This window comes from Streptomyces griseorubiginosus (assembly GCF_017614965.1).
GTDB lineage: Bacteria > Actinomycetota > Actinomycetes > Streptomycetales > Streptomycetaceae > Streptomyces > Streptomyces griseorubiginosus_B.
Window position 1 is genome coordinate 1 of sequence record NZ_WVUG01000186.1, and the last position, 17,440, is coordinate 17,440.

16 protein-coding genes and 3 pseudogenes are annotated in these 17,440 nt (G+C 71.8%); 16 read left to right on the forward strand and 3 right to left on the reverse strand.

The annotated features are described in order from the left end of the window. The 11 genes and pseudogenes from GRC12_RS45860 to GRC12_RS28765 all read left to right on the forward strand — a co-directional run. Positions 1-127, forward strand: a pseudogene (locus GRC12_RS45860) (carbon monoxide dehydrogenase); the annotation flags it as partial. A gap of 59 nt (positions 128-186) precedes the next feature. After that, positions 187-975 carry an aldose epimerase family protein gene (locus tag GRC12_RS28720; RefSeq protein WP_208782274.1) on the forward strand — a complete coding sequence of 263 codons (789 nt, stop codon included), beginning with the start codon at positions 187-189 and terminating at the stop codon, positions 973-975. Between the two features lie 32 nt (positions 976-1,007). Then, positions 1,008-1,559 carry an orotate phosphoribosyltransferase gene (pyrE, locus tag GRC12_RS28725; RefSeq protein WP_133044165.1) on the forward strand — a complete coding sequence of 184 codons (552 nt, stop codon included), beginning with the start codon at positions 1,008-1,010 and terminating at the stop codon, positions 1,557-1,559. Positions 1,560-1,713: 154 nt separating this feature from the next. Further along, positions 1,714-2,736 carry a class II fructose-bisphosphate aldolase gene (gene fbaA / locus GRC12_RS28730; protein ID WP_208782275.1) on the forward strand — a complete coding sequence of 341 codons (1,023 nt, stop codon included), beginning with the start codon at positions 1,714-1,716 and terminating at the stop codon, positions 2,734-2,736. Positions 2,737-2,810: 74 nt separating this feature from the next. Then, the gene (locus tag GRC12_RS28735; RefSeq protein ID WP_208782276.1) at positions 2,811-4,277 is read left to right on the forward strand and encodes an MFS transporter; all 1,467 of its coding nucleotides are present in this window, start codon (positions 2,811-2,813) and stop codon (positions 4,275-4,277) included. Positions 4,278-4,439: 162 nt separating this feature from the next. Continuing rightward, complete coding sequence (locus GRC12_RS28740) at positions 4,440-4,853, forward strand: DUF3151 domain-containing protein (protein ID WP_133044168.1); 414 nt, start codon at positions 4,440-4,442, stop codon at positions 4,851-4,853. A 168-nt stretch (positions 4,854-5,021) separates the two neighbouring features. Then, entirely contained in the window at positions 5,022-5,861 is an 840-nt protein-coding gene (locus tag GRC12_RS28745) for a tryptophan 2,3-dioxygenase family protein (protein WP_208782277.1), read from the forward strand. Next, positions 5,854-7,050, forward strand: a complete 1,197-nt coding sequence (gene kynU, locus GRC12_RS28750) for a kynureninase (RefSeq protein WP_208782278.1) — start codon at positions 5,854-5,856, stop codon at positions 7,048-7,050. Before GRC12_RS28745 ends, kynU begins: the two co-directional genes overlap by 8 nt. Before the next feature lie 167 nt (positions 7,051-7,217). After that, a pseudogene (locus GRC12_RS28755) lies at positions 7,218-8,057 on the forward strand (alpha/beta hydrolase family protein); the annotation flags it as partial. Positions 8,058-8,544: 487 nt separating this feature from the next. Next, on the forward strand, positions 8,545-9,915 hold the full coding sequence (locus GRC12_RS28760; protein ID WP_208782279.1) for a sensor histidine kinase: 1,371 nt from the start codon (positions 8,545-8,547) through the stop codon (positions 9,913-9,915). After that, positions 9,912-10,577, forward strand: a complete 666-nt coding sequence (locus GRC12_RS28765; protein WP_133044177.1) for a response regulator — start codon at positions 9,912-9,914, stop codon at positions 10,575-10,577. The genes GRC12_RS28760 and GRC12_RS28765 overlap by 4 nt, the downstream gene beginning before the upstream one ends. Here the strand turns inward: GRC12_RS28765 and GRC12_RS28770 are convergent. After that, positions 10,574-11,008 (reverse strand): SRPBCC family protein, encoded by a 435-nt coding sequence (locus GRC12_RS28770; protein WP_208782280.1) that lies wholly within the window; start codon positions 11,006-11,008, stop codon positions 10,574-10,576. The two genes, GRC12_RS28765 and GRC12_RS28770, sit on opposite strands and share 4 nt — an antisense overlap. A gap of 104 nt (positions 11,009-11,112) precedes the next feature. On the opposite strand from GRC12_RS28770, the gene GRC12_RS28775 reads away from it, so the two are divergent. Both GRC12_RS28775 and GRC12_RS28780 read left to right on the forward strand, forming a co-directional pair. Then, on the forward strand, positions 11,113-11,841 hold the full coding sequence (locus GRC12_RS28775; protein ID WP_208782281.1) for a TetR/AcrR family transcriptional regulator: 729 nt from the start codon (positions 11,113-11,115) through the stop codon (positions 11,839-11,841). A 9-nt stretch (positions 11,842-11,850) separates the two neighbouring features. Further along, positions 11,851-13,053 carry a cytochrome P450 gene (locus GRC12_RS28780; RefSeq protein WP_208782282.1) on the forward strand — a complete coding sequence of 401 codons (1,203 nt, stop codon included), beginning with the start codon at positions 11,851-11,853 and terminating at the stop codon, positions 13,051-13,053. Here the strand turns inward: GRC12_RS28780 and GRC12_RS28785 are convergent. Beyond that, positions 13,043-13,261, reverse strand: a complete 219-nt coding sequence (locus GRC12_RS28785; RefSeq protein WP_208782283.1) for a hypothetical protein — start codon at positions 13,259-13,261, stop codon at positions 13,043-13,045. The genes GRC12_RS28780 and GRC12_RS28785 overlap by 11 nt on opposite strands. A gap of 124 nt (positions 13,262-13,385) precedes the next feature. On the opposite strand from GRC12_RS28785, the pseudogene GRC12_RS28790 reads away from it, so the two are divergent. Next, a pseudogene (locus GRC12_RS28790) lies at positions 13,386-13,610 on the forward strand (MarR family transcriptional regulator); the annotation flags it as partial. A 97-nt stretch (positions 13,611-13,707) separates the two neighbouring features. Here the strand turns inward: GRC12_RS28790 and GRC12_RS28795 are convergent. Continuing rightward, a complete protein-coding gene (locus tag GRC12_RS28795) occupies positions 13,708-15,219 on the reverse strand; it encodes an APC family permease (protein WP_208782284.1) in 1,512 nt (503 codons plus the stop codon). 149 nt (positions 15,220-15,368) lie between these two features. On the opposite strand from GRC12_RS28795, the gene GRC12_RS28800 reads away from it, so the two are divergent. Both GRC12_RS28800 and eutC read left to right on the forward strand, forming a co-directional pair. Beyond that, the gene (locus GRC12_RS28800; protein ID WP_208782285.1) at positions 15,369-16,748 is read left to right on the forward strand and encodes an ethanolamine ammonia-lyase subunit EutB; all 1,380 of its coding nucleotides are present in this window, start codon (positions 15,369-15,371) and stop codon (positions 16,746-16,748) included. After that, on the forward strand, positions 16,745-17,440 hold a 696-nt coding region (gene eutC / locus GRC12_RS28805; RefSeq protein ID WP_208782286.1), incomplete at its 3' end, for an ethanolamine ammonia-lyase subunit EutC. The genes GRC12_RS28800 and eutC, both read left to right, overlap by 4 nt.

The window sequence follows — 17,440 nt, forward strand, 5'->3', positions numbered from 1 at the left end:
CTACGCCCCCGTGCCCGCCCCGCAGACGGTCTCCCCGGGATCCCCGCTGCGCTGGGCGGCCCCCGCGGCGGCCGTGGTGCTGGCCTCGGCGATCGTGGTGGGACGGGTGCTGCGCCGACGCCGGTGACGTGCGCACCGCGCCCCTGTCCACCGGCGCCCCCTTGATCACCCCAGTAGGGTCGTCCCGTGAGCGACGAAGACATCACGCTGACCGCGGGCGACGCGGAGGTGACCGTGCGGCCGGGCAACGGCGGACGGATCGGTGGACTGCGGATCGGCGGGGTCGAACTGCTGCGCCAGGGCGAGCGGTTCGGCTGCTTCCCGATGGTCCCCTGGTGCGGGCGGATCCGGGACGGACGGTTCCGGGACGGCGCCACCGTGCACCAGATGCCGCTCAACTCCCCGCCGCACGCCATCCACGGCACCGTCCGCGACGGCGCCTGGCGCCCCGCGCGCGTACAGAGCGACGAGGCGGTGATCACGTACGACCTGGTCGAGCCCTGGCCCTACCCCGGGCGGGTCACCCAGCAGATCGAGCTGACGCCCGACTCGCTGACGCTGACGATGTCCGTGGAGACGTACGGCTCCTCCTTCCCGGCCCAGATCGGCTGGCACCCCTGGTTCAACCGGAACCTGGGCGGCGAGGACGTCCGCGTCGGCTTCACGCCCGCCTGGCAGGAGGAGCGCGGGGCGGACCACCTCCCCACCGGCAACCGGATCGAGCCGCGGCCCGGCCCCTGGGACGACTGCTTCGGCATGCCCGGCGGTGTCGACGTCACGCTGACCTGGCCCGGGCAGCTGGAGCTGAAGGTGGCCAGCCGCGAGGAGTGGGTCGTGGTGTACGACGAGCAGGAGGCCGCCGTCTGCGTGGAGCCGCAGACCGGGCCGCCCGACGGACTGAACACGCTGCCCCGGCTGGTCACGCCCCTGGAGCCGCTGGAAGCGGCGACCACCTGGACCTGGCGCCGCCTCTGACCGGACGTGACGCCGCCTTTAAGCTGACTGGCATGACGACGGACGTACGTGGCGCGCTGCTGCAGCAGATCAAGGACAAGGCCGTGGTGCACGGCAAGGTGACCCTCTCCTCGGGTCTGGAGGCCGACTACTACGTCGACCTGCGCCGCATCACGCTCGACGGGGAGGCCGCTCCGCTGGTCGGCCAGGTGCTCCTGGACCTGACCGCCGACCTGGAGTTCGACGCGGTGGGCGGGCTCACCATGGGCGCCGACCCGGTCGCGGCCTCGATGCTGCACGCGGCCGCCGCGCGCGGGAAGCGTCTGGACGCCTTCGTCGTCCGCAAGGCGGCCAAGGCGCACGGGCTGCAGCGGCGCGTCGAGGGCCCGGAGATCAAGGGCCGGCGTGTGCTCGTCGTCGAGGACACCTCCACCACCGGCGGCTCCCCGCTGACCGCCGTCGAGGCGGTGCGCGAGGCCGGCGCCGAGGTCGTCGCGGTGGCCACGATCGTGGACCGGGCGACCGGCGCCGCGGAGAAGATCCAGGAGGGCGCGGGAGTGCCGTATCTCTTCGCCTACTCGAAGGACGACCTGGGTCTGGACTGAGTTGTCCACAGGGGTTATCCACAACTTGGACACGGCGGGCAAAGCACCCGGCCATGTCTGCGAAGATGTGGGCCGACGATGACGTCACCCCCAAGGTCTAGGTCAGGGCCGTAGTACGCAGATCGCCAACCCGCACATACCAAGGAGCGGACAGATGCCCATCGCAACTCCCGAGGTCTACAACGAGATGCTGGACCGGGCGAAGGCAGGCAAGTTCGCCTATCCGGCCATCAACGTGACCTCGACCCAGACCCTGCACGCGGCCCTGCGCGGTTTCGCGGAGGCGGAGAGCGACGGCATCGTCCAGATCTCGACGGGCGGCGCCGAGTTCCTGGGCGGCCAGTACGCCAAGGAGATGGTGACCGGTTCGGTCGCGCTCGCCGAGTTCGCGCACATCGTCGCCGAGAAGTACCCGGTCAACGTGGCGCTGCACACCGACCACTGCCCGAAGGACAAGCTCGACGGGTACGTACGCCCGCTGCTGGCGATCTCCGAGAAGCGGGTCGAGGCCGGCCTCACCCCGCTGTTCCAGTCGCACATGTGGGACGGCTCCGCCGAGACCCTCGCGGACAACCTCTCCATCGCCCAGGAGCTCCTGCAGCAGGCCCGCCGGGCCAACATCATCCTCGAGGTGGAGATCACCCCGACCGGTGGCGAGGAGGACGGTGTCTCGCACGAGATCAACGACTCCCTGTACACCACGGTCGAGGACGCGATCCGCACGGCCGAGGCCCTCGGCCTGGGCGAGAAGGGCCGCTACCTGCTCGCCGCCTCCTTCGGCAACGTCCACGGCGTGTACAAGCCGGGCAACGTCGTCCTGCGTCCGGAGCTGCTGAAGGAGCTGAGCGACGGCGTCGCCGCCAAGTTCGGCAAGCAGTCCCCGTTCGACTTCGTCTTCCACGGCGGCTCCGGCTCCACCGAGCAGGAGATCCGCACCGCCCTGGAGAACGGCGTCGTCAAGATGAACATCGACACCGACACCCAGTACGCCTTCACGCGTCCGGTCGCCGACCACATGTTCAAGAACTACGACGGTGTCCTGAAGGTCGACGGCGAGGTCGGCTCCAAGAAGACCTACGACCCGCGCACCTGGGGCAAGCTGGCCGAGGCGAGCATGGCCGCGCGCGTCGTCGAGGCCACGCAGAACCTGCGCTCGGCGGGCAACAAGATCAAGTAAGCGGCTGCGGTCAGCAGCCGCACGGAGAGCCCGGTGCCTGTCGGAAGGCGCCGGGCTCGCTGTATACCTGGGGCATGCCCGACGTCCGGCTGGCCTCACCCCAGGGCAGATGGATCCTGCTCACCACCGTCCTCGGCTCCAGCATGGCGATGCTGGACTCGACCGTCGTCAACGTCGCCCTCCCGCGCATCGGCCGTGATCTCGGCGCCGATCTCGCCGCGCTGCAGTGGACCGTCAACGCGTACATGCTCACGCTGGCCGGGCTGATCCTGCTCGGCGGCAGCCTCGGCGACCGGTACGGCCGCCGCAAGATCTTCGTGCTCGGTGTGGTCTGGTTCGCCGCCGCGTCCCTGTTGTGCGGACTCGCGCCGAACGCCGGGGTGCTCATCGCCGCCCGTGCCCTCCAGGGCGTCGGCGGGGCGCTGCTCACGCCCGGTTCCCTCGCGCTGATCCAGGCGTCCTTCCATCCCGACGACCGGGGCCGGGCCGTGGGCCTGTGGTCCGGGTTCGGGGGCATCGGCGCGGCCGTCGGGCCGTTCCTGGGCGGCTGGCTGGTGGCCGGGCCCGGCTGGCGCTGGGTCTTCCTGCTCAACGTCCCGCTGGCCCTGCTGTGCGCGCCCATCGCCGTGCGGCACGTGCCCGACTCCGCGGACGGCCGTGCGCACGGCCGTTTCGACATCCTGGGCGCCTTCCTCGGAGCGCTCTCGCTCGCCCTCGTCACCTACGCCCTGATCGAGGCCCGGCAGGGCTCCCTGATCGTCGCCGTCACGGCGGTCGCCGGTGTCCTCGCGGGCGTCGCCTTCGTGTACGTCGAGAAGCGGCGCCCTGACCCGATGATGCCGCTGGACATCTTCCGCTCGCGCCAGTTCACGGCCGTCAACCTGGTCACGCTGTGCGTGTACGCGGCCTTCGGCGGCTACTTCTTCCTCACCGCCCTCCAGCTCCAGGTCGCCCTCGGCTGGTCGCCGCTCGCCGCGGGTACGGCCCTGCTGCCGACGACGGCCATGATGCTGCTGTTCTCGGCCCGCTCCGGCGCCCTGGCCGACCGGATCGGCCCGCGCATCCCGCTCACCGTCGGCCCCCTGCTCTGCGCGACCGGGATGCTGCTGATGCTGCGGGTCGGCCCGGGGTCCTCCTACGTGGCCGACGTCCTGCCCGCCCTGCTCGTGCAGGGCACCGGCATGGTCGCCCTGGTCGCACCGCTGACCGCGACCGTCCTGGCCTCGGTGGACACCGCGCGGGCGGGGCTGGCCAGCGGCATCAACAACGCGGCGGCCCGTGCGGCGGGTCTGATCGCGGTGGCCGCGCTGCCGCTGCTCGCCGGGATGGGCCCGGAGGCCTACCGCTCCCCGGACGCCTTCAACACCGCCTTCCACCGCGCGATGCTCCTGTGCGCCGGGGTACTGGCCGTGGCCTCGGCAGTAGCCTTCACGACCGTACGCCCCCTACCCCCCGACTGCCGCCGCCCGGAGTGCCGCACCCACGGTGGTGTGGCGGCTCCACCGCTGGAGGGGGGACGCGCAGCCAAGCACCTCTCCTGAGCCCGGCTGGCCAGGGGTCTGGCTTGCGCTCGGGTGGCCGGGCGCGTTGCTTTAGGTGGGGCGGCCAGTGCCATTCCCGACCCCGCGGCCAAGTGTCTGTCCTGAGTCGGTGCGTGGGTGGGCCCGTGCTCGGGCCGAGGGGGATGGCGCAGACTGGGGGGCATGGCCATTCACGAGAACCTTCTCGGGGGACCGCCCCCGACTCACCTTCCCGACGACCCCGCGCCCCGCGAGCTGCTGGCGAACGGCACCCCGCCCGCGGACGTGGCGGCGAAGTACCCGACGTCCTCGCTGGCCTGGGCCCAGCTGGCCGACGAGGCGTTCGAGCGGGGCAGTGTCGTGGAGTCGTACGCCTACGCCCGTACCGGCTACCACCGCGGCCTGGACGCCCTGCGGCGCAGCGGGTGGAAGGGGCACGGCCCGGTGCCTTGGGAGCACGAGCCGAACCGTGGCTTCCTGCGCGCCCTGCACGCTCTCGCCCGCGCGGCCGGCGCGATCGGTGAGCAGGAGGAGTACGAGCGCTGCACCCAGTTCCTGAAGGACTCCTCCCCGACGGCGGCCCAGACCCTCGGCTGACCCGTCCTTCCCGTCCTTCCCGTCTGTCCCAGGCCCGCCCGTCCGGTGTGACGAGGCGGGCCTTGCGATGCCGGGGGGCATTGAAAAGAATGCGGGTGGGGACCGGGGCCCCCGTGTCGGTAACGGCAGGGGCGGACCGCTACCCGGAGAACATCACAGGAGACAGCGATGTCCCACGAGGCTCACGAGACCCAGGAGCCAGAGACCCCGCATCTCGACTTCGCCGGCACGACGCCGTACGAGGACTACGTCAAGGCGGACGTGCTCACCCACCTCCAGCACACCCTCTCCGACGACCCAGGAGAGATGGTCTTCCTGGTCACGACCCAGGTCATGGAGCTGTGGTTCACCGTCATCGTCCATGAATGGGAGACGGCGGCGCGCGCCCTGCGCTCGGACGACGTGCCGACCGCGATCGCCGCGCTGAAGCGTTCGGTGCGGGAACTGGAGGCGCTGAACGCCTCCTGGAAGCCGCTCGGCCAGCTCACCCCCGCCCAGTTCAACTCCTACCGCTCCGCCCTCGGCGAGGGCTCCGGCTTCCAGTCCGCGATGTACCGCCGCATGGAGTTCCTGCTCGGGGACAAGTCCGCGTCCATGCTGGTCCCGCACCGCGGCGCCCCCCGCGTCCACGCGGAACTGGAGAAGGCGCTGCACGAGCCGAGCCTGTACGACGAGGTGCTGCGGCTGCTCGCCCGGCGCGGGCACGCGATCCCCGAGGCTGTGCTGCGGCGCGACGTATCGCGGCGCTACGAGCCCTCGGAGGAGGTCGAGGCGGTCTGGACGGCGCTCTACGCGGGCGACGAGAGCGACGAACTCGCCCGCCTCGGCGAGGCGTTGACCGACGTCGCCGAACTGGTGTGGCGATGGCGCAACGACCACCTGGTCGCCACGCGCCGCGCCATGGGTTCCAAGGCGGGCACGGGCGGCTCGGCCGGGGTGGCCTGGCTGGAGAAGCGCGCGCAGAAGAACGTGTTCCCCGAGCTGTGGACGGCGCGGTCACATGTCTGAGCTCACAGTGCGCGCGGAAAAGCTGGACGCCGCCGACGAACTGGCCGCGGTGCGCGGCGAGTTCGTCCTCGACGAGGTCGTCTACCTGGACGGCAACTCGCTCGGCGCGCTGCCCGCGGCCGTCCCGGGCCGGGTCGACGACGTCGTACGACGCCAGTGGGGCTCGCTCAGGATCCGGTCCTGGGACGAGAGCGGCTGGTGGACGGCGCCGGAGCGGATCGGCGACCGGATCGCCCCCCTGGTGGGGGCTGCGGCCGGGCAGATCGTGGTCGGCGACTCGACAAGTGTCAACGTCTTCAAGGCACTTGTGGGGGCGGTGCGCCTGGCGCGGTTGGCGAGGGACGGGCGCGACGAGATCGTCGTCGACGCGACGACCTTCCCGACCGACGGCTACATAGCCGAGTCCGCGGCCCGGCTGACGGGCTGCACACTGCGCCCGGTGACGCCGGGACAGGTGCCGGGCGTGCTCTCGGACCGCACCGCCGCCGTGCTGCTCAACCACGTCGACTACCGCACGGGCCGGCTCCACGACCTGCCCTCGCTCACGGCGGCCGTGCACGCGGTGGGCGCCGTCAGCGTGTGGGACCTGTGCCACAGCGCGGGCGCGCTGCCGGTCGGCCTGGACCGGCACGGGGTGGACCTGGCGGTCGGGTGCACCTACAAGTACCTCAACGGCGGCCCCGGTTCACCGGCGTACCTCTACGTCCGCCGTGACCTCCAGGACCGCTTCGACTCCCCGCTGCCGGGCTGGAACTCGCACGCCGAGCCCTTCGGCATGCGCCCGGACTACGAACCGGCGCCGGGCGCGCTGCGGGGCCGCGTCGGCACCCCGGACATCCTGTCCATGCTGGCCCTGGAGGCGGCGCTGGACGTCTGGGACGGCGTTCCGATCGAGGCGGTACGCGCCAAGTCCCTCGCCCTCACGGACTTCTTCCTGGAGTGCGTGGAGGAGTACGTGCCGGCGGGGCTCGTGGAGTCGCTGACGCCGGTCGCGCACGAGGAGCGCGGCAGCCAGGTCGCGCTGCGCTGTGCGGACGCCGGGGACGTCATGAAACGGCTGATCGAACGGGGTGTGGTCGGTGACTTCCGGCACCCGGACGTCCTGCGCTTCGGCTTCACACCGCTGTACGTCTCCTTCGCGGACGTGGAGCGGGCGGCCCGGGTGCTGGGACAGACGCTGGGGAGCTAGCCGGCGCGGGTGAGGGGGTGAGGGGGAAATGGTCCGACAGAACCGTTTTCCCACTCACCCAGCGTGACATCCGCGTGTCGGCGCACGTCATGGGCCTGGTACCGTCCCGGCCAACGGCCGGTTCCCCACCAGGCCCTGACTCCGTTACATCGCTGAGAGGTTGGAGCATGCCGGACGACGCCGCAGCAGCCCGTGCCGCCGCCGAGGAGGAGTCGGCGTTCTCGCACCCGGCGGTCGACCCCGACTCCACCGCCGGGTACGGGGACCACCCCGACCAGCTGATCGACTTCTACGCCCCGCGTGGCGGGACGGGGGCGGGGGCGGCCGTTCCGCTGGTCGTCGTCCTGCACGGGGGCGCGTGGCGGGCGCCGTACGACCGGCGGCACATCTCGCCGTTCGCGGACTTCCTGGCCCGGCGGGGGTTCGCGGTGGCGAGCGTGGAGTACCGGCGGGGAGACGGGACCGGGACCTCGGGGCGCTCCGACTCCCCCGCGGTGGCGGGTCGTTGGCCCGACACCTTCGACGACGTCTCGGCGGCGCTGGACGCGCTGCCCGCCCTCACCCGGCAGGCGCTGCCGCAGGCCGACCCGCGCCGCATGGTGCTCACCGGGCACTCGGCGGGCGGGCACCTCGCCCTGTGGGCGGCGGCCCGCCATGTCCTGCCGCCGGACACGCCCTGGCGTACCGCCGCCCCCGCCGCGCTCCGCGGTGTGGTGGCCCTGGCGCCCATCGCCGACTTCGAGGTGGCCGACAAGCTGGACGTCTGTTCCGGTGCCGCGCGCCAACTCCTGGGCGGCGACGACAAGTTCGCCGAGCGGCGCCCGTACGCCGACCCGGCGCTGCTGCTGCCCACCGGTATCGCCACGACGCTGGTCCAGGGGCGGAGCGACCTCGTCGTACCGCAAGCGGTTGCCGAGTCGTACGCGGACGCGGCGGCGAAGGCCGGCGAGGTGGTGGGCCTCACGCTCCTGGAGGACGTCGGCCACTTCCCCCTCATCGACCCGGCGGGCGCGGGCGGGTGGATCGAGATGGCGCCGCGCCGCCCGGGCCACCGGAACGGCCGAGGCCCACGGGGACCGCGTCCGCGCCGCCACCGACCGCGCTCTGGCCGCCCCGACCAGCCGCCGGCTGCACTGCGACGGGCGGGGTCCCGGCCAGGTCACCGAGGTCTTCGGCGACCTCGCGCACGCGACCCGGGTCGCGTCAGTACCACCGTCCTCACCACGGGCCGCGCCGAGCAAGCCGCTCCGGAGCTGCGCGCCGTCCGCCGAGTGGTCGTCGCCGAGCCGACCGGGAAGACGCATGTGGGTCGCATCCTGGTGAAGCTGGGCCTGAGGGACCGTACGCAGGCGGCGGTGTTCGCTTACGTCGGCGCTGGTGCGGCCGGCGGGCCAGTGGCTCGGGGCTGAGACGGCCGTAGTACCTGAGAGGGAGGCCGAAGGACCCTCCTCACTGGTGACGACCGCGACCCCGGCCCGCGCCTACCTTGTGAGCGTGACCGAGACGACCCACACGCAACCGCTGCCGCCGGAATCGCCGGACAGCGCGTTCGAGCCCTACAAGCCGCGCAGCCCCGAGGTGCGGGCGGCCGCGGACGCCCTGCGCGGGCTGCGGCAGGACCTGTTCAAAGGCGCCTTCGCCTACCGCCCGCTGCCCCGCCTGGGCGTGGACAGCCGGCTCGTGCGCGGGCTGCCGGGCCGCTGGCGGGAGTACGCGACCTGGACTCCGCAGGCCCTGGTCATCGCGGCCGCGGCCCTCGTGCTGCTCATCGCCGCCAACAGCGACGACAGCGGCGCGGGCGTCAACGTGGCCCTCGGCCTGATCACCATGGCCCCCGTCCTGCTGGCGGCGATGCGGCCCGTCGCCGCCTTCTGGCTGTCGATGGCCGTGTCGCTGTTCGCCGCGATGTGGACGGGCGGCTACGACGACGACTGGCCGTGGCTGCCGGGCAGCTTCGTCGCCCACCTGGTGGTGCTGACCGTCGTGGCGATACGCACCCGGCCGCGCACGGCGGCATGGATGTGGCTGCTGACGGCCGTCTACGGCGCCGCGGCGGAGAGTTTCCTCGAGGGCGGGCGCTACATGCCCTCGAACACGATGGAGATGCTGTTCCTCTCCGCCCTGGCCCTGCTCGCCGTCACCGTCTGGCACATCCGCCGCCAGGCCCGGCAGGAGGTGGACGCCCAGCAGACGGTCACCGCCCACGAGCGCTCCCGGCGCACGCTCCTGGAGGAGCGCACCACGATCGCCCGCGAGCTGCACGACGTGGTCGCGCACCACATGTCGGTCGTCGCCATCCAGGCGGAGGCCGCCCCCTACCGGGTGGAGAACCCGCCGCCGGAGCTGGAGAAGGCGTTCGCGACCATCCGGGAGAACGCGGTGGCGGCGCTGACCGAACTGCGCCGCGTGCTGGGCGTCGTACGTGCCGAGGACTACGAGGCCCCGGACGCCCCGCAGCCCACGCTCGCCGACCTCGACGCTCTGCTCGCCAACGTGCGCGAGGCGGGACTGACCGTCGACAAGACGGTCACCGGCGCGGTACGCGAACTCCCGCAGGGCGTCGAGCTGTCGGCGTACCGCATCGTGCAGGAGGCACTGAGCAACACCCTGCGGCACGCGCCCGGCGCGGCGGCGAAGGTGGAGGTGTCGTACGTGCTCGGCGGGCTCGGCCTGCGTGTCGTCAACGCCCCGCCGCCCGAGCCGTCGCTCGTCAAGCCCTCACCCGGCGCGGGGCACGGCATCACCGGTATGCGGGAGCGGGTCTCCATGCTGAACGGCGAGATGACGGCGGCCCGGACGGACGAGGGAGGCTATGAGGTGACGGTGTTCCTGCCCGTCGCCACCATGAGCGAAGGGGACGCATGACCATCCGCGTGCTGATCGCGGACGACCAGATGATGGTGCGCGAGGGCTTCTCGGTCCTGCTGAACGCGATGCCGGACATCGAGGTCGTGGGGGAGGCGGTCAACGGCCGCGAGGCGGTGGACCGCGTCCGCGAACTCTCCCCCGACGTGGTCCTGATGGACATCCGCATGCCCGAACTGAACGGGATCGAGGCGACCCGGGAGATCGTGGCCTCCGACACCACGGCGAAGGTCCTGGTCCTGACCACCTTCGACCTCGACGAGTACGTGTACCAGGCCCTGCGGGCGGGAGCCTCCGGCTTCCTCCTCAAGGACGCCTCGGCCCGCCAACTCGCCGACGGCGTACGGGTGGTGGCGTCCGGCGAGGCGCTGCTGGCCCCCTCGGTGACGAAGCGCCTGATCACGGAGTTCTCGAAGCTCTCGGGCACCCCGCGCCCGATGCAGTCCGCGATGACGGCCTACGGCGACCTCACCGACCGGGAGACGGAGGTCCTGGTCCTCATCGCCCAGGGCCTGTCGAACGCGGAGATCGCCGAACGCCTGGTGGTCGCCGAGTCCACGATCAAGACCCACGTCAGCCGCGTCCTGGTGAAGCTGGGCCTGAGGGACCGCACCCAGGCGGCGGTGTTCGCGTACGAGGCACGGCTGGTGACGCCGGGCTAGCCGAGCCGGTCGAGGACGGCGGGCAGGCCCTTGTCGAGCATCCTGGTCCGGACGCTGCCGAGGATCCTCGCCGTGAGGAAGCCTCCGGCGCCGGTGAAGCCGGTGTGGTCGTAGGTGAAGCGCGTTCCGCCGGCGTGCGGCTGGAGGCGGTAGGCGACCTCGGTCACCTCACCGCCGCCCTCGTCCTGCCACGAGTACCGCAGCAGCGAGGGCTCCCGGACCTCCAGCACCTCGCACACCACGACACCGCTCCAGCCGGGTTTCGGCCTGGCGACGAACCGGAACCGCGTGCCCGGCACGGTCGCGAACCCCTCCGGCCGCGCGCCCGCCCCGGTGGCCGTCCACTGCGGGATCACCTCGGGATCGGTGACCGCCCGCCAGACCTTGCGGGGTGGGTGGGGGTAGTCGCGGACGATGTGGATGGCGCTCATGGGGGCTCCTCGGGCCGATCCGGACTCACGTCCTGATATGTACAGTCACTGAAAAATTACTGTAGCAGTAAAAATAAACGACCGTGGCCCTCTAAGCTCCAGCCATGAGCACGCGCACTGTGGACTGGACGGCGTTGCGCCGCCGGGAGGAGGAGCCGGCCGGGGAGGGGCTGCGGGAGCGCAAGAAGCGGCAGCTGCGGCAGCGGCTGTCGGACACGGCCACCGAGATGTTCCTGGAGCGGGGCTTCGACGCGGTACGGGTGGCCGAGATCGCCGAGGCCTGCGGGGTGTCGGAGAAGACGGTGTTCAACCACTTCCCGACGAAGGAGTCCCTGGTCCTGGACCTGGGGGCGAGCACCCTCGACTCCCTGCGGGCCGTTCTGCCCGACCCGGCCCGCTCACCGGTCGAGGCCGTCCTGGAGATCCTCTCCGCCGAACTGACCGCCCTCACCTCCTGGCTGGCCGCGCAGGAGGACCCGGCGGAGGCGAAGGCGGCCCTCCTGCGCTTCTCCGCGCTCACCAGGTCCACCCCGTCCCTGCGCGCCTACCACCACGACATGACGGACCAGCAGGTCACCGTCGCCGCCGAGATCCTGGCCCACCGAACGGGCACGACCCCGGACGCTCCCGAACCCCGGATCGCCGCGGCCGCGCTGCTGGCCCTGTGGCCGCTGCAGTTCCAGTCGCTGCACCGCCACCTGAACCGCACCGAGACACCGGAGCAGCTGTACGACGAGGTGACGGCCGAGGTCCACCGCGCGGCCCGCCTGCTCGCCACGGGTCTGCAGGCGCTGACGGAACACCCCTGGTCAGAGCCCGGTGCCCCGGGTTAGCGTCCCCGCATGGCAGCCTTCGACCCCTGGGACCCGGCGTTCGTCGCCGACCCCTACCCCGCCTACGCCGAACTCCGTGCCAAGGGCCGCGTGCACTACTTCGAGCCCACGAACCAGTGGCTCGTCCCGCACCACGCGGACGTGTCGGCGCTGCTGCGGGAGCGGCGGCTGGGCCGTACCTACCAGCACCGGTTCACACACGAGGACTTCGGCCGCACCGCACCCCCGCCCGAGCACGAGCCGTTCCACACGCTCAACGACCACGGCATGCTCGATCTCGAACCGCCGGACCACACCCGGATCCGCCGGCTCGTGTCGAAGGCGTTCACGCCGAGGACGGTCGAGCAGCTCAAGCCGTACGTGAACGAGCTCGCCGGGGACCTCGTGGACCGGCTCGTCGAGAAGGGCGGCGGCGATCTCCTCACCGACGTCGCCGAACCGCTCCCCGTCGCCGTCATCGCCCAGATGCTGGGCATCCCGGAGGCGGACCGGGCCCCACTGAGGCCCTGGTCGGCGGACATCTGCGGGATGTACGAGCTGAACCCCTCCGAGGAGACGGCACGCAGGGCCGTCCAGGCCTCCGTGGAGTTCTCGGACTATCTGCGCGAGCTCATCGCCGAGCGGCGCGAGAAGCCCGGCGACGATCTCATCTCCGGTCTCATCGCCGCCCATGGCGAGGGCGACCGGCTGACCGAGCAGGAGATGATCTCCACCGCCGTGCTGCTCCTCAACGCCGGTCACGAGGCGACCGTCAACGCCACGGTCAACGGCTGGTACGCGCTGTTCCGCAACCCCGCCCAGCTGGCGGCCCTGCGCGCCGACCACTCCCTCATCCCGTCCGCGATCGAGGAGTTGATGCGGTACGACACCCCGCTCCAGCTCTTCGAACGCTGGGTGCTTGACGACATCGAGATCGACGGGACGACCATTCCGCGCGGCGCCGAGATCGCGATGCTCTTCGGCTCCGCCAACCACGACCCCGAGGTCTTCCGCGACCCCGAGCGGCTCGACCTCACCCGCGCGGAGAACCCGCACATCTCCTTCTCCGCCGGCATCCACTACTGCATCGGCGCGCCGCTCGCCCGTATCGAACTCGCCGCCTCGATGACGGCCCTCCTGGAGAAGGCCCCGGCCCTGAGCCTCGCCCAGGAGCCCGTACGCAAGCCCAACTTCGTGATCCGCGGGCTCCAGGGGCTCGACGTCACGGTCTGAAACGGCGCACCAGGGCCCAGAGCCCGAGCCCGAGGGCGGTCCCGCCCAGGACCGCCAGCGGCAGTTCGGCGTAGAGCACCTTCCAGTCCGGGGCCCGCTCGAACCGCCAGAGCCGGGCCCGGACGTCCACGGCCCACACCGCGAGCCCAGCGCCCGCGCCGAGGGCCGCGGTCAGACAGCCGGCGGCGGCCTCCGTACGTTGTCCCATGTCCGGGAGGGACGTACGAAGGCCGCCCGAGGGTTCCCCGGTCAGGTGGTCAGGTCCCGCCTCCGCAGCCCCGCCAGCCCGACGGCCACCAGCACGGCGGCCACCGTGGGGAGCACCAGCACCGGGGGTGCACGGCGACCAGTGGTACGAGGCGCTCACCAACCGCGATGCTGTCATCAAGCGCTGGGAGGGCGCCCTGCGCGAGGGCGTGAACAGTCTGGGCCCCGACACCCCGGCCGGCCGCCGCATGGCCGAGACCCTCGCCTTCTTCGAGTTCGTCGAGGGCGAGGTCGCTCGGATGATGGAGCGGTGGCGGGCGCACCGGGAGAAGCGGTTCGGGTCGGGCTGAGCCGCGAGGGGCAGACGTGGCTCTCCCACTGACCAGCCGGAAGCCCGCGCCGTCACCTCTTCCGGCGGGTGACGGGCGCGGGTGTGGCCGGCTGCGGCTACCGCTCCCTGGTCTCCTCCAGCACCGTCCGCCCGAGCAGGGCGTACCGCTCGGGGGACCGTCGTTTGAGGTACTGGGCGTAGCCGACACCGGTCGCCGCGACCAGGGCGACCAGCCACGGTGTCGCCTTCAGCAGCGGCGAGCCGGACTCCGAGCCGGCCGCGACGTCCATGTTGGAGACCAGGAGCAGCACCACCGCGAGCATCGCGACCCCGCCGACGAGTGGTGCGGTGAAGGTCCTGAACCAGTGCCGGCTCTCGGGGTGGTGGCCGCGGAAGTAGACCAGCACCGCGAACGAGCACACCGCCTGCACGATCAGGATCGCCATCGTGCCGAGGATGGCGAGCAGGACGTAGAGGGCGTTGGCAGGGTCCTTGCTCGTCAGCCAGAAGCCGACGATCAGCACCGCGCTCACCCCCGTCTGCACCAGGCCCGCGATGTGCGGGGAGCCGTGCCGGGCGTGGGTGCGGCCGATGGTGTTCCGCAGGGAGGGGAGCACGCCTTCGCGGCCCAGGGCGTACATGTAGCGGGAGGCGCAGTTGTGGAAGGCCATGCCGCAGGCGAGCGAGCCCGTGATCATCAGCCACTGCATGAGGTCGACCGCCCAGTGGCCGACGTAGCGCTCGGTGGGGTTGAAGAACAGTGCGAGCGGGTTCGCCGACGAGGCGACCTTGACGGCTTCCGTCTCTCCGTTGCCGATGATGGCCATCCAGGAGACGAAGACGTAGAAGACACCGACGCCCAGCACGCTGATCATCGTCGCCTTGGGGATGATCTTCTTCGGGTCGCGGGACTCCTCGCCGTACATCGCCGTCGACTCGAAGCCGACCCACGACCAGAAGGCGAAGAAGAGGCCGAGCCCCGCGGACGTGCCCTTGAACGCGTTGACCGGGTTGACCGGGCCGAAGGTGAAGCCGTGCGGGCCGCCGCCGTGCAGCGCGACCGAGATCGCCATCGCCGCGAGCACGGTCACCTCGGTGCCGAGCAGGACCACGAGGAGCTTCTCTGCGACCGAGACCCCGAACCAGGTGCCCGTCGCGTTGACGGCGAGCATCACCAGCGCGAAGGCCCACCACGGGATGTCAAGTCCCGTCTGGTCCTTGAGGGTTCCGGTGGCGAAGGTCGAGAAGATGCCGATCAGCGCCGGCTCGAACACGGCGTAGGCGAAGGTCGCGAGCAGCCCCGACGCCAGCCCCGCGGTGCGGCCGAGGCCGTAGGAGATGAAGCCGTAGAAGGCGCCGGTGGAGGTGATGTGCTGGGCCATTGACGTGAAGCCGACGGAAAAGATTGCCAGGACGACCATTGCGACCACGTAACTGGCCGGTGCGCCGATGCCGTTGCCGGACGACACCATGAAGGGCACGTTGCCGGTCATCGCGGTGATCGGAGCGGCGGTCGCGACGGCCATGAAGACCACGCCCAGGAGGCCCACGGCATTGGGTTTCAGTCGGTGAACCGTCTCTGTTCCGGCCGTCTTCGCCGTCGGGGCGAGTCCTTCGTCCACTGCCATCGGGTGGCCTCTCTCCTGGTGGTCCATAGCTGCGCTGGACCGGAACTCTGCAGCCCGAATGAGTCGCGCAAGGGCGCCGTCGCATTAAATGTTTGTCAATCAGACCTTTAGAAATCCGGCCGCAACACAGGGCCCGTACGGTCGCCGCCATGAGCTACACGTCCACCCTCGGCGGTCACAGCTTCCGTTTCGACTCGCTCGCCCGGCTGCTGGCCGCCGCGAGCCCCGAACGCTCCGGCGACCGCCTCGCGGGAATCGCCGCCGCGAGCGCCCAGGAGCGGGTCGCGGCGCGCTGGGCCCTGGCGGAGGTGCCGCTGGCGACCTTCCTGACCCGGCCGGTGATCCCGTACGAGACCGACGACGTGACCCGGCTGATCCTCGACACGCACGACACGGCCGCCTTCGCACCGGTGGCCGGGATGACGGTCGGCGAGTTCCGCGACTGGCTGCTGGCGGCCGAGGGCCCGGCGCTCACGGCGCTGGCGCCGGGCCTCACACCGGAGATGGTCGCGGCGGTGTCCAAACTGATGGGGAACGCGGACCTGGTGTCCGTGGCCCGCAGGACACGGGTGGTGACGGCGTTCCGGTCGACGATCGGGCTGCCGGGGCGGCTGGCGACACGGCTGCAGCCGAACCACCCCACCGACGACCCGGCGGGCGTGGCGGCGGCTCTCCTCGACGGTCTGCTGCTGGGCTCCGGTGACGCGGTGCTCGGCATCAACCCGGCGACGGACAGCCCGAAGGCCGTACGGGACCTGCTGGAACTGCTCGACGGGGTGATCCGCCGTTACGCCATCCCCACGCAGTCCTGCGTGCTGTGCCACGTCACGACGAGTGTGGACCTGATGGAGCGCGGCGCCCCGGTGGACCTCGTCTTCCAGTCCGTCGCCGGCACGCAGAAGGCGAACGCGGCGTTCGGCGTGACGCTCGGCCTGCTGGACGAGGCGTACGAGGCGGCCCGGGCGCTCGGCCGGGGGACGGTCGGCGACAACGTCATGTACTTCGAGACGGGACAGGGCAGCGCCCTGTCGGCGGACGCGCACCACGGGGTGGACCAGCAGACGGTGGAGGCGAGGGCGTACGCGGTCGCGCGCCGGTACCGGCCGCTGCTGGTGAACACGGTGGTCGGCTTCATCGGCCCGGAGTACCTCTACGACGGCCGGCAGATCCTCCGGGCCGCCCTGGAGGACCACTTCTGCGGCAAACTCCTCGGCCTGCCGATGGGCCTGGACATCTGCTACACCAACCACGCGGACGCCGATGACGACGATGTCGCCACGATGCTCACCATGCTCGGCGTCGCGGGCGCGTCCTTCGTGATCTGCACGCCGGGCGGCGACGACATCATGCTCAACTACCAGTCGGCCTCCTACCACGACGCGTTGTACCTCCGGGAGGTGCTCGGCCTGCGCCCGGCACCGGAGTTCGAGACGTGGCTCGAGTCGACCGGGCTGCTGGACGAGCGCGGCCGGGTCCGTGAGGTGACCTCGCATCCGCTGACGGCGATCGGAAGGGAACTGGCGGCATGACGGACACCCAGGCGGCGGTGCCCGCCGACGACCCGCCCCTGTGGGCCGCGCTCCGGCGGCACACCCAGGCACGCATCGGACTGGGCCGGGCGGGCTCCGGGCTGCCCACCGTGCACCGCCTGGAACTCCAGACCGCGCACGCCGCGGCCCGGGACGCGGTCCACTCGCCCTTCGAGCCGGAGGTGGTCGCGGCCGGGCTGAGCGGGACGCCGACGGTACGGGTGCGCAGCGCGGCGCCTGACCGGCTGACCTATCTGCAGCGCCCCGACCTGGGCCGCCGGCTGCGGGCCGTGGACCGCGCCCATCTGCCGACCGGCGACTGGGACGTGGTGTTCGTGGTGGCGGACGGGCTGTCCAGCAGGGCGGTGCACGAGCACGCGGCCGCGATGGTGCGGGAGACGTCGGCGCGGCTGACCGGATGGAGCATCGCGCCGGTGGTCCTGGCCGAACAGGCCCGGGTGGCCCTCGGCGACGACGTCGCGTCGGCGATGGGCGCGACGATGGTCGTGGTCCTCGTCGGTGAACGGCCCGGCATGTCGGCGGCGGACTCCCTGGGCGCCTATCTGACCCACCGGCCGGTCCCGGGCGTGACGACGGACGCCGACCGGAACTGCCTGAGCAACATCCGGCCGCCCTCAGGGCTCGCCTACGAGACGGCGGCGGGGAAGCTGGCGGGGCTCATGGAGCGGGGG

Bases quoted from the DNA above. Each gene is read 5' to 3' on its own strand.
- pyrE (WP_133044165.1), top strand. From the start codon at position 1,008: ATGACGACGGACGTACGTGGCGCGCTGCTGCAGCAGATCAAGGACAAG.
- fbaA (WP_208782275.1), top strand. From the start codon at position 1,714: ATGCCCATCGCAACTCCCGAGGTCTACAACGAGATGCTGGACCGGGCG.
- GRC12_RS28735 (WP_208782276.1), top strand. From the start codon at position 2,811: ATGCCCGACGTCCGGCTGGCCTCACCCCAGGGCAGATGGATCCTGCTC.
- GRC12_RS28740 (WP_133044168.1), top strand. From the start codon at position 4,440: ATGGCCATTCACGAGAACCTTCTCGGGGGACCGCCCCCGACTCACCTT.
- GRC12_RS28745 (WP_208782277.1), top strand. From the start codon at position 5,022: ATGTCCCACGAGGCTCACGAGACCCAGGAGCCAGAGACCCCGCATCTC.
- kynU (WP_208782278.1), top strand. From the start codon at position 5,854: ATGTCTGAGCTCACAGTGCGCGCGGAAAAGCTGGACGCCGCCGACGAA.
- GRC12_RS28765 (WP_133044177.1), top strand. From the start codon at position 9,912: ATGACCATCCGCGTGCTGATCGCGGACGACCAGATGATGGTGCGCGAG.
- GRC12_RS28770 (WP_208782280.1), bottom strand. From the start codon at position 11,008: ATGAGCGCCATCCACATCGTCCGCGACTACCCCCACCCACCCCGCAAG.
- GRC12_RS28775 (WP_208782281.1), top strand. From the start codon at position 11,113: ATGAGCACGCGCACTGTGGACTGGACGGCGTTGCGCCGCCGGGAGGAG.
- GRC12_RS28780 (WP_208782282.1), top strand. From the start codon at position 11,851: ATGGCAGCCTTCGACCCCTGGGACCCGGCGTTCGTCGCCGACCCCTAC.
- GRC12_RS28785 (WP_208782283.1), bottom strand. From the start codon at position 13,261: ATGGGACAACGTACGGAGGCCGCCGCCGGCTGTCTGACCGCGGCCCTC.
- GRC12_RS28795 (WP_208782284.1), bottom strand. From the start codon at position 15,219: ATGGCAGTGGACGAAGGACTCGCCCCGACGGCGAAGACGGCCGGAACA.
- GRC12_RS28800 (WP_208782285.1), top strand. From the start codon at position 15,369: ATGAGCTACACGTCCACCCTCGGCGGTCACAGCTTCCGTTTCGACTCG.